Raw genomic sequence first — 464 nt, 5'->3', positions numbered from 1 at the left:
GCGTTGAGGTCGACCTGGTTGGTGCCGATGCAGAAACAGCCGACAGCCACGAGTTTCTTGGCGTGGTCGAAGATCTCTTCGGTCAGCTGAGTGCGGGAGCGAATGCCGATAAAGTGCGCGTCGGCGATCTTTTCCTTTAACTGGGCTTCCGGCAGAGAACTGGTGATGTACTCAATGCTGGAGTACCCAGCGGCTTTCAGTACGTCGACAGCCGATGGGTGGACGCCTTCCAGAAGAAGGAACTTGATCTTGCTCTTATCGAGAGAAGTCTTGCTCATCTGCGTAAACCTGTATCCCGGAGAAAAATGGCAGGGAATCGGATCGCTTAAGCTGACCCGGACGGCAGGAAAGCCGTCACCGCAGAACGCCCTTGGGCTCTGTCCTGCGGGGGCGGTATGCTAGCATACGCGCCCCGCTAAACACCTATTCCTGCGACGTGAAGCGTTCTCAGGATGACCATGAAT

The 464-nt window shown here is 56.0% G+C and carries 1 pseudogene; it reads right to left on the bottom strand.

The window, feature by feature from the left end:
- Positions 1–278, bottom strand: a pseudogene (locus tag HK439_RS26445) (phosphoglycerate dehydrogenase); the annotation flags it as partial.
- Between the last annotated feature and the right edge of the window lie 186 nt (positions 279–464).

It is taken from the genome of Roseibium aggregatum, from assembly GCF_014692675.1.
Lineage (GTDB): Bacteria > Pseudomonadota > Alphaproteobacteria > Rhizobiales > Stappiaceae > Roseibium > Roseibium aggregatum_C.
Note: the sequence above shows the minus strand (reverse complement) of the source record. Positions and strands in the feature narration are given on the sequence as shown.